General features: G+C 68.9%; 11 protein-coding genes and 1 tRNA gene. 4 read left to right on the top strand and 8 right to left on the bottom strand.

From position 1 onward, the window contains the following. From HOV91_RS37125 to HOV91_RS37140, 4 genes are all read right to left on the bottom strand, one after another. On the bottom strand, nucleotides 1-1,022 hold a 1,022-nt coding region (locus HOV91_RS37125), incomplete at its 3' end, for a molybdopterin-dependent oxidoreductase (RefSeq protein WP_174189884.1). 100 nt (nucleotides 1,023-1,122) lie between these two features. Then, nucleotides 1,123-1,827, bottom strand: coding sequence for a demethylmenaquinone methyltransferase (locus HOV91_RS37130; protein ID WP_174189885.1), 705 nt, complete (start codon nucleotides 1,825-1,827; stop codon nucleotides 1,123-1,125). Nucleotides 1,828-1,902: 75 nt separating this feature from the next. Next, nucleotides 1,903-3,045: a glycosyltransferase family 4 protein gene (locus tag HOV91_RS37135; RefSeq protein ID WP_312884928.1), complete on the bottom strand. Its 1,143-nt coding sequence runs from the start codon at nucleotides 3,043-3,045 to the stop codon at nucleotides 1,903-1,905. A 128-nt stretch (nucleotides 3,046-3,173) separates the two neighbouring features. Further along, nucleotides 3,174-3,647, bottom strand: coding sequence for a DUF3592 domain-containing protein (locus HOV91_RS37140; protein ID WP_174189886.1), 474 nt, complete (start codon nucleotides 3,645-3,647; stop codon nucleotides 3,174-3,176). 39 nt (nucleotides 3,648-3,686) lie between these two features. Between HOV91_RS37140 and HOV91_RS37145 the strand changes: the two genes are divergently transcribed. Beyond that, nucleotides 3,687-4,193, top strand: coding sequence for a DUF2505 domain-containing protein (locus tag HOV91_RS37145; RefSeq protein WP_174189887.1), 507 nt, complete (start codon nucleotides 3,687-3,689; stop codon nucleotides 4,191-4,193). 43 nt (nucleotides 4,194-4,236) lie between these two features. On the opposite strand, the gene HOV91_RS37150 is transcribed toward HOV91_RS37145, so the two are convergent. The 3 genes from HOV91_RS37150 to HOV91_RS37160 are packed head-to-tail and all read right to left on the bottom strand — an operon-like array spanning nucleotide 4,237 to nucleotide 6,445. Beyond that, entirely contained in the window at nucleotides 4,237-4,674 is a 438-nt protein-coding gene (locus HOV91_RS37150) for a VOC family protein (RefSeq protein WP_174189888.1), read from the bottom strand. 57 nt (nucleotides 4,675-4,731) lie between these two features. Then, a complete protein-coding gene (locus HOV91_RS37155; protein ID WP_174189889.1) occupies nucleotides 4,732-5,160 on the bottom strand; it encodes a helix-turn-helix transcriptional regulator in 429 nt (142 codons plus the stop codon). 16 nt (nucleotides 5,161-5,176) lie between these two features. Then, the gene (locus HOV91_RS37160) at nucleotides 5,177-6,445 is read right to left on the bottom strand and encodes a geranylgeranyl reductase family protein (RefSeq protein WP_174189890.1); all 1,269 of its coding nucleotides are present in this window, start codon (nucleotides 6,443-6,445) and stop codon (nucleotides 5,177-5,179) included. A 222-nt stretch (nucleotides 6,446-6,667) separates the two neighbouring features. Between HOV91_RS37160 and HOV91_RS37165 the strand changes: the two genes are divergently transcribed. After that, nucleotides 6,668-7,699, top strand: a complete 1,032-nt coding sequence (locus HOV91_RS37165) for a polyprenyl synthetase family protein (protein ID WP_174189894.1) — start codon at nucleotides 6,668-6,670, stop codon at nucleotides 7,697-7,699. 372 nt (nucleotides 7,700-8,071) lie between these two features. Next, nucleotides 8,072-8,953 carry a zinc metalloprotease HtpX gene (htpX, locus tag HOV91_RS37170; RefSeq protein WP_174189891.1) on the top strand — a complete coding sequence of 294 codons (882 nt, stop codon included), beginning with the start codon at nucleotides 8,072-8,074 and terminating at the stop codon, nucleotides 8,951-8,953. Nucleotides 8,954-9,031: 78 nt separating this feature from the next. Here the strand turns inward: htpX and HOV91_RS37175 are convergent, their stop codons facing one another. Continuing rightward, on the bottom strand, nucleotides 9,032-9,523 hold the full coding sequence (locus HOV91_RS37175) for a YajQ family cyclic di-GMP-binding protein (protein WP_174189892.1): 492 nt from the start codon (nucleotides 9,521-9,523) through the stop codon (nucleotides 9,032-9,034). Between the two features lie 174 nt (nucleotides 9,524-9,697). Here HOV91_RS37175 and HOV91_RS37180 point away from each other — a divergent pair. Continuing rightward, a tRNA-Tyr gene (locus HOV91_RS37180) sits at nucleotides 9,698-9,780 on the top strand. Nucleotides 9,781-9,885: the final 105 nt, after the last annotated feature.

Genomic DNA, 9,885 nt, shown 5'->3' on the forward strand with positions numbered 1-9,885 from the left:
CTGCCGGGACGGCAGATGGCGCCGGTGGCCAGGTGCAGGTTGCACAGCGCGTTGGTGTTCCAGGTGCCGTGGGTGGACTGGTTGAGTCCCATCGTCCACAGCGACATCCACTCGCCCGCCGCGCCGATCCACTGCGCGGCGGTGCGGATGTCGGCCTCCGCCAGTCCGGTGATCTCCGCCACCCGCTGGGGCGGATAGTCGGCCAGGAACTCCGGCATCGCGTCCCAGCCCTCGGTGTGCTCGGCGATGAATTCCGCGTCGATGTCACCGTTGGCGACCAGCAGGTGCAGCAGCCCGTTCAGCAGCGCGAGATCCGTGCCGGGGGCGATCTGCAGGAAGAGGTCCGCGCGCGCGGCGGTTTCGGTGCGACGCGGGTCGACGACGATGAGCTTGGCCCCGGCCTTGAGCCGATCGGCCATCCGCAGGAACAGGATCGGATGGCAGTCGGCCATGTGCGCGCCGATCACGAAGAACAGGTCAGCGTGCTCGAAGTCGTCGTAGGAGCCGGGCGGCCCGTCCGCACCGAGCGACTGCTTGTATCCGGTCCCCGCGCTGGCCATGCACAGCCGTGAGTTGGCCTCGATGTGCACGGTGCGCAGATAGCCCTTGGCGAGCTTGGTCGCGAGGTACTGCGCCTCCAGCGACATCTGCCCCGAGACGTACAGCGCGATCGCGTCCGGACCGTGCTCGTCGAGGATCGCGCGCAACCGCGTGGCGGCCTCGTGCACCGCCTCGTCGACCGGGAACGGCACCGGGACCTGGCCGCGTTCGGAGCGCCGGTAGGCGGTTTCCATCCGTCCCGGAGTGCGCATCAATTCCGCGTGGGTCGCGCCCTTGGTGCACAGCCTGCCCGCGTTCGACGGGTGCAGTTTGTCGCCGCTGACCTTGGCGATCACCGGCTTGCCCGCGCCGTCGGCGACGGTCGACACCGTCATCCCGCAGCCCACGCCGCAGTACGAGCACGCCGTTCGGGCAGTGCCGTCGCCGCGGCCGGTGACTGGATCGGTCATGCCTCCGATCATGCGGACCGCCGATTGCGCCGGATTTACCTCGCGTTATCGCCAGGTGACATTCCTCCTCACCGCTCCCGAATCCGGCGGTGAGGTGTGATGGAGGTCTCGCTCAGCCCAGTTTGTAGGCCCGGTGCAGGGCCACCACGCCCCCGGTGAGGTTGCGCCATTTCACCGACGACCAGCCGTTCGCCGCGATCCGCATCGCCAGCCTGCGCTGATTCGGCCATTCGGAGATGGATTCGGCGAGGTAGACGTAGGCGTCGGGATTGCTGCTCACCACGCGCGCCACCTTGGGCAGCGCCTTCATCAGGTACTCCAGGTACACCGTGCGGAACAGCGGGAGCACCGGCGCGGAGAACTCGCACACCACCAGCCTGCCGCCGGGCTTGGTGACCCGCAGCATCTCGCGCAGCGCGAGGTCGGTGTCGGCCACGTTGCGCAGCCCGAACGAGATGGTCACCGCGTCGAAGGAGTCGTCGGCGAACGGCAGCGCCATCGCGTCGGCCGCCACCATCGGCACCTCGCGGAACCGGCCCGCGCTGAGCATGCCCTTGGAGAAGTCGGCGGCCAGGCACCAGGCCCCGGATTTCTGCAACTCCAGGGTGGACACGCCGGTGCCGGCGGCGAGATCGAGCAATCGTTCGCCCGGCCGCGGCGCCAGGACCTTACGGGTCGCCCAGCGCCAGTAGCGATCCTGCCCGGCGGAGATCACCGTGTTGGTCAGGTCGTATCGCCGGGCGACGCCGTCGAACATCGACGCGACTTCCCGCGGCTGCTTGTCCAACGAGGCCCGGTTCGATTGCGTTTTCGCCACGCGAAGACCCTAACTCGCGGTCTGTTACGAACCGAGCGTGGCACGTGGATACTTGCGTCACGCCCGAGCGGGGGATCAGGCCGTATGTGGCAACCGAATCCGCGTCCCGGTCACCTCGCCGTAGTGGCCCATCAGCTGGGTGCAGACGGCAGGCCAGGTCCGCGACAGCACCGACTTCCTGGCCGCCCCGGCGAACCGGGCCCGCAGCTGCGGATCGTGCAGTGCTCCCACGGCACTGGGCAGCAACTCGCCGAACCGGTCCACCGGAAGCAGATAGCCGTTGCGGCAGTGGGCGATCAGGTCGCGCGGACCGCCCGCGTCCGGGCCGATCACCGGGATGCCCGACGCCAGCGCCTCCTGCACGCCCTGGCAGAACGTCTCGTGCTCGCCAGCGTGCACCATCACGTCCAGGCTGGCATACGCCCGCGCCAGCTCGTCGCCGCCGAGCTCGCCGGTGAACACGGCGGTGGGCATGAGGCGGGCCAGCCGCTGGCGTTCCGGTCCGTCGCCGACGATCACCAGCTGGATGTCGGGGTCGGCGCCGAGCACCGCGAGCCGCTCGACGTGCTTCTCCGGCGCGAGCCGCCCTACGAAGCCGACCAGCAGGCGGTCGCGGCCGGCGAGCCAGGCGGCACGCAGTTCGTCGGAGCGGGCGCTCGGCGTGAACCGTGCGATGTCGACCCCGCGCCCCCACCGGTGCACGCGCGGGATGCCGTGCCGCGCCAAGTCCTCCGCCGCGGCCCGGGAGGGCGCGAGCGTGCGGGTGGCTCCTTCGTGGATGCGCCGGGTCCAGCCCCAGGCGGCCCGGCTCGCCAAGCCGAGCCCGTAGCTCTTCGCGAAACCCGCGACGTCGGTCTGGTACACCGCGACGGTCGGCAGGTCCAGCCGCAGCGCGGCGCCGAGACCGCCCGCGCCGAGCAGGAACGGCGAGGCCAGGTGGACCACGTCGGCGTCGAAGTCCTCGATGGCCGAGACGATGCCCGGCTGCGGCAACCCGACCGGCAGCGAGCTGATCTTCGGCACCATGACGGCGGGCACCCGGTGGACGGGGAACCGTCCGTATTCGCGCGCGGCGGCGGGCTGCCCACGCGGCGTGTCCGGGGCGACGATCAGCGCGTCGTGCCCGTGCCGGTCCAGATGCTCCAGCACCCGCAGCACGGAGTTGACGACGCCGTTCATGTTCGGCAGAAACGACTCCGCGACGATCGCTACACGCACGTTCCCAGCCTGACCGGTGCAGCGCGCCGCGTCCTCACGCCGAAGTGAAGGACACGGAAAGATCCGGCGAACTGTCGGGGCCTCGATGCGGCCGACGGTCTTCTCGGCTTCGCGTGCCGACTGGGAATTCAGCTTTGCGGCGCAGGCCGGCCCACCGGCGCGGAACCGCGCCTGCCCGCCCGGGAAAGCAACCACACCGTGGGCAGCGCGAACAACCACACCACCACGATGACCGACAACGCGGGCGGAATGGCCACGCGCACGTCCCGGCCTTCCACGCGCACCAGGTCGGGGTCGCTGCGGCTGTATTCCACGCGAATCCGCTCACCCGCGGTCAGGTTGGTCGGATACAGGACGCCGACCTTCGGGTTGTGCGTCTCGCCGTCCGGTGTGACGTACATGACCGCCGAGCGCAACCGCCCCGCCGAGAGCACCTCGGCCGTGGTGCTGCCCTTGTCGGAGCTGATCAGATAGTCGTTGCGCCACGCGGCCAGCACCAGCAGACCGACGAGCACGCTCACCGCCGTCGCGGCGATCAGCACCCCGATCCCGGCCCGTGGCAGGCGGATCGGCCGCCCGCTGGACTGACTGGTTTCCGACACCGCCACAGGCTACCCAGCGGCTCGGATACGGTGGCGGCCATGTCCCGAAAATTCAGCTTCACCGTGCCTTACACCGTCCCGGTCGAAGATCTCCACCGGGCACTCACCACCGACGAACTCTGGCGGGCCCGTTTCGCCGACGCCCCGACCGCGACCCTGGAGGTGTCGCATCCCGACGGCGCGGGCACCATTCGTATCCATATGACCGAACAAGCCGCGGCGGACAAGGTACCCGCGCTGGTCCGCAAGGTGCTCAAGAGCGAGCTCACCTTCTCCCGCACCGACAACTGGCAGCCACTTGTCGGCGAGGTCGCCAAGGGCGCCTTCGAAGCGACCACCGGCGGCATCAATACCGCGATGTCGGGGTCCTACGAGATCCGTTCCACCGCGGAGGGTTCGGAGCTCGAGGTGGTCGGCACCGTGCAGGTGAAGGTGCCCGTGGTCGGCGGCGCGATCGAGCCGCTCGCCGAGCAGCTGCACCATCGGGTGCTCAACAGCGAGCGCAAATTCATCGAAGAGTGGCTGGCGGCGAAGCCGACCGCCTGAGCGGGAGCGTTGCCCCGGTTCGCGCCGGGGCAACCACCGCGTCCTAGGCGAAGTCCTGCGGCGAGTACTCCTTACGCTCCACCAGCACCAGCCAGTTCCCGGAATTGTCCCGGACGACCGCCTCGGTCCCATAGGGCCGTTCGGCGGGCGGCTGCACGAACTCCACCCCCTTGGCGGTGAGTTCTTCGAAGGTTTTCTGGCAGTTCTCGGTCCGCAGGCCGAGCGAGCCGTGCGTGCCGTTGGCCAGCGCGCGCCGCACCGCGTCGGCATAGTGCTCGTCCAGCGGCGGACCCGGGATCATCAGCGTGATCTCCAGCTCCGGATGCGCGGGATGCGCGATGGTGACCCAGCGGAAACCGTTGTCGCCCATGGTGATGTCGGCGGTCTCGACGAACCCGAGTTTGTCGATGTACCACTGCTTGGCCGCGTCCTGGTCCGTGACGTACACCGTGACCAGGGAAACGTTCGTAATCGTCGTCATGTGGCCAGGCTATGGCGGGCGCCGGGCCGCGAGCTTCTCCGAAATTGCGCCGTTCGCTCAGCCGGGTGGCTTGCGATCGGAGAGCCCGTGCATGAAGACGAAACACCCGGGAATGCGCGGAGCGCCGTCGGCGAACTTCGCCTGGTACTGCGACGGCGTGACCCCGACGAGCTGACGGAACTTGCTGCTGAACGAGCCGAGGCTGCTGTAGCCGACCAGCATGCACACCTCGGTGACCGTGAGGTTGGTCGCCCGCAGCAGATCCTGTGCGCGTTCGATGCGCCGCTCGGCCAGATACGCGGCGGGGGTCAGGCCGTAGACCGCGGCGAACGCGCGGAGGAAGTGGAACTTGGACACCCCGGCGGCCGCCGCCAGCTCGTCGAGATTCAGCGGATCGGCGTAATGCCGGTCGGCCAGGTCTTTGGCTCGGCGCAGATGCGGGAGCAGATACAACGCGGGCAGGCCGCGTGTTCGTTGTTCGCCCATCGCGCCGTCACCGTCCCTAGGCGAACGGCGGACGTTCGTCCAGCCGCATCGACGCCCGGCCCGCGAGCCGCCAGGCCCGCGCGGTCAGGTCGACGTCCTCGTCGGTGACCAGATTGCCCATCACCCGAACGGCCGTGCGCTGCAAGTACTTCGAACGCATGACCGGAGGACCGCCCAGCGGCACCATGCGCGGATGGGTGGCCAGGCCCGCGATCCGCCGGGCGACGGAGAACGTGCGCCCGTAGCGAGCGCGCAGCACCTGCGGCCAGACCGCGGTGAGGTCGGGCTCGTCCAGCAGGTCGGCCAGTAGGTGACCGCCCTCCAAGCCGTAATCGATGCCTTCGCCGTTGAGCGGGTTCACACAGCCCGCGGCGTCGCCGATCAGCACCCAGTTGCGTCCCGCGACGTTCGACACCGCCCCGCCCATGGGCAGCAGCGCCGAGGCCACCGCGCGCAGCGAGCCTTCGAATTGCCACTCCTCCCTGCGCAGCGCGGTGTAGTGCGCCAGAAGGGGCTTCAGCGCGATATGCGAGGGCCGCCGCTCCGTGGCCAGCGACCCGACGCCGATGTTGACCTCACCGTTGCCGAGTGGGAACACCCAGCCGTAACCGGGAACCAGCTCGCCGGAGGCATCGCGCAACTCCAGATGCGAAGTGATCCACTGGTCGTCGCTGCGGCCGGACTTGATGTAGGCGCGCGCCGCGGTGCCATACGCGTACTGCCGATGCCAGGTGCGGCCGAGCAGCCGCCCGACCGGCGAACGCACCCCGTCGGCGACCACCAGCATGCGGCAGCCGATAGTCCGTGTGCCCTCGCTCGTCCGCACCGTCACACCGGTGACCCGATCACCCTCGCGGGTGACATCGACCACCTTCGTCCCGTCCACCATGCGCGCGCCGGACTTCACCGCCGTCTCGCGGAGTTTGTCGTCGAGTTCGGTCCGGGGAACCGCGCTCCCGTAGGTCGGGAAGGAACCGCCCGGCCAGCTCAGCAGCGCCTCGCGGCCGAAGCCGGTCATCCGGAGGCCGTGGTTGACCACGTGCGCGCGCACCCACTCCCCGAGGCCGAGCAGCTCGAGTTCGGCGGTCGCGCGCGGGGTCAGCCCGTCGCCGCAGGTCTTGTCCCTGGGAAAGACGGCGGAATCGACGAGCACCACGTCCCGTCCCGCCCGCGCCGCCCAGGCCGCCGACGCCGATCCGGCCGGGCCCGCGCCGACGACCAGCACCTCGGCCCGGCTGGGCAACGCGTCCTCGTCGCCCGCGGGACTCGCTTCCGGTGAACCCATGCGCTCCATCCTGGCAGGGCCGTCCGCGCCATGTCGACGGCGGTCGCGCTCGCGTCCCGAACGATCACGAACCAGACCTGCGACAGTGACCGAATATCCACAGAGTGACGGTGTTCATGGGCCATCCGACGGGGACACGCTAGGTTCTCTACCGTGGGGTCGGACGCATCGCTGGGAGAAGAAATGAGCACATCGGCCATGAGCGAGCGCAGCGAGCGAATCATGGACACGGCGCACGGCGGAGCCGGAGACGACGTGAGCACGGTCGTGGCCGGGGTCGACCTCGGTGACCTCGGGCTCGCCGACACGGTGCGCGCCGGCTTGGCCGAGGTGGAGAAGCTCTTGGTGCGGGAGCTGTCCGACGGTGCGGAATTCCTCCAGGAAGCCGCGCTGCACCTGGCGAAGGCCGGTGGCAAGCGATTCCGCCCGCTCTTCACCATCCTCACCGGCCAGCTCGGCCCGCGCCCCACCGATCCCGCCCTCGTCACCGCGGGCACCGTCGTCGAGCTGGTGCACCTGGCCACGCTCTACCACGACGACGTGATGGACGAGGCCCCGATGCGGCGCGGCGCCCCGAGCGTGAACTCGCGGTGGGGGAACAACATCGCCATCCTCGCGGGCGACTACCTGTTCGCGCACGCGTCCCGGCTCACCTCCACCCTCGGTCCCGACGCGGTGCGCATCATCGCCGAGACCTTCGCCGAACTCGTCACCGGCCAGATGCGCGAGACCATGGGCGCCCGCGAATCCCAGGACCCGGTCGAGCACTACCTGCGCGTCGTGTGGGAGAAGACCGGTTCGCTCATCGCCGCCTCCGGTCGTTTCGGCGGCACCTTCTCCGGCGCCGACCCCGAGCACGTCGAGCGGCTGGCCCGCCTCGGCGACGCGGTCGGCACCGCATTCCAGATCTCCGACGACATCATCGACATCTCCTCCGCCTCCGAGCAGTCCGGCAAAACCCCCGGCACCGACCTGCGCGAAGGCGTGCACACCCTGCCGGTGCTGTACGCGTTGCGCGAGGAGGGCGCCGAGGGCGACCGCCTGCGCAAGCTGCTCGCTCGTCCGCTGGAAACCGACGACGAGGTCGAAGAGGCGATCGATCTGCTGGCCGATTCGCGCGGCATGGCACTGGCCAAGGAGAAGCTGCAGGGTTACGCCGACCTCGCCTACGCCGAGCTGTCCGCCCTGCCCGACGGGCCCGCCAACGACGCGCTCGAGCGGCTGGTGCGGTACACGATCGAACGGGTTGGTTGAGCTGTGTTGTCGGCCGCGCGGGCGCGGCGGGTTCGCGGCCCCTTTGTGGCTCGCGAACGCGCTCGTAAGACTCGCGCTGTGAGGGCTGGTAGGGCTCGTGCGGTGCGGTCTGTCCGGTCTGCGCGCTACTGGCACTTCGGGGACGGAGGCTTGCGCTCCTCGGCGCATACGGGCGAGTGCACTCGATGTGTCCGCTGTCGACCCGTGGCGCACCGGGTTGGAACCGCGCGGACGGGATGCCGGCCATTCGATAACTGATTCCCGCGGGCCGGTTTCGGCGCGGCGCGGGATTCACCGGAACTTTGCCTGAAGCTTCTATCGTTGAGCCGGTGTAAGGCGACTCGGTGAACGGGGGAGCGGCAAGGGAGACGTATGCACGGGCACGGGTTTGCGAACGGGCTGAAGACCTTCGGGCTGATGGTGGGCCTATCCGCCCTGATCGTGGTCATCGGCGCGCTGTTCCGCAACCCGACGATCCTGGTCGTCGCGATCGTGCTCGCGGTGGGAATGAACGCCTACGCGTACTTCAACAGCGACAAGATCGCGTTGCGGGCGATGCACGCGCAGCCGGTCAGCGAGCTGGAGGCCCCTGTCATGTACCGGATCGTGCGTGAACTGGCCACGATCGCCCGCCAGCCGATGCCGCGGCTCTACATCAGTCCGACGAACGCCCCCAACGCCTTCGCCACCGGACGCAGCCCCCGCCATGCCGCGGTCTGTTGCACCAGTGGCATCCTGCAACTTCTCGACGAACGGGAATTGCGGGCCGTACTAGGGCACGAGCTATCGCACGTCTACAACCGCGACATCCTGATCTCCTCGATCGCGGGCGCGCTCGCGGCCGTCATCTCCGGCGTGGCCAACCTGGCCATGTATCTGTCCATGTTCGGCGGCAACCGCAACGGCGGAGGACCCAACCTGCTGGCCGTGCTCCTGGTGTCGCTGCTGGGCCCGATCGCGGCGACGCTGATCAAACTGGCCGTCTCGCGCTCGCGCGAATTCCAGGCCGACCAATCCGGCGCCGAACTCACCGGCGACCCGCTGGCCCTCGCTTCCGCGCTGCGCAAGATCGAGCGCGGCGTTCAGGGCGCCCCGCTGCCGCCGGAGCCGCGACTGGCAGCGCAATCGCACCTGATGATCGCCAACCCGTTCCGCCCCGGCGAGAAAGTCACCCGCTGGTTCTCCACCCACCCGTCGATGAACGAACGCATCGCCCGGCTGGAGGAAATGGCGGGCGGTCCGCGCGGGTACTGAGCCCGGCGGCCTCAATCGAGGAGGATACCTCGGGAACGCACTCGACGCGACAGACCAGGCCGCGCTGCGTACGGGCGCTCAGCGGTAGTTGACGAACTGCAGTGCGATCCCGAAATCCTCGCCCTTCAGCAGGGCGATAACGGCCTGCAGATCGTCGCGCTTCTTGCTGCTCACCCGCAGCTCGTCACCCTGGATCTGCGCCTTGACGCCCTTGGGGCCCTCGTCGCGGATCTTCTTGGAGATCTTCTTCGCGTGCTCGGCGTCGATGCCCTGCACCAGCGAACCGGTGATCTTGTACACCTTGCCGGAGGAGACCGGCTCGCCCGCGTCGAACGCCTTCAGCGAGATGTCGCGACGGATCAACTTCTCCTTGAACACCTCCAGCGCGGCCTTGACGCGCTCCTCCGCCTCCGCGGCGAGCACGATCTTGTCCTCGCCGGACCATTCGATCGACGCGCCGGTGCCGCGGAAGTCGTAGCGGGTGTTGAGCTCCTTCTCCGCCTGATGCAGGGCGTTGTCGACCTCCTGCCGGTCGACCTTGCTCACAACATCGAAAGACGAATCAGCCACGCTGCGCTCCTGTTCTGACGGTCCGACGGGCGAGCTGAGCGGGATGCTTCCAGCCATCGTCAGTTCTACCCGGAGACCCGAGGGTAGTCGCGTCGCAGGGCCGATAGCCAGCCGGTTTGCATTCAGGGTGCGGGTTCGATGTATTCTGCTCAGCGCGCGAAACAATGCGCGAACGGCAGGTTGCCCGAGCGGCCAATGGGAGCAGACTGTAAATCTGTCGGTGAAAGCCTACGTAGGTTCGAATCCTACACCTGCCACCGTCGTTCGCTGAGTGAGCCCTGTACGCAAAAAGCGCGTACAGGGCTCACTTTGTATGTTTTGTGGGGGTGCAACCCCCACGCCCCGCCCGGCGGGGCTTCGCC

This window comes from Nocardia barduliensis (assembly GCF_013315795.1).
Classification (GTDB): domain Bacteria; phylum Actinomycetota; class Actinomycetes; order Mycobacteriales; family Mycobacteriaceae; genus Nocardia; species Nocardia barduliensis.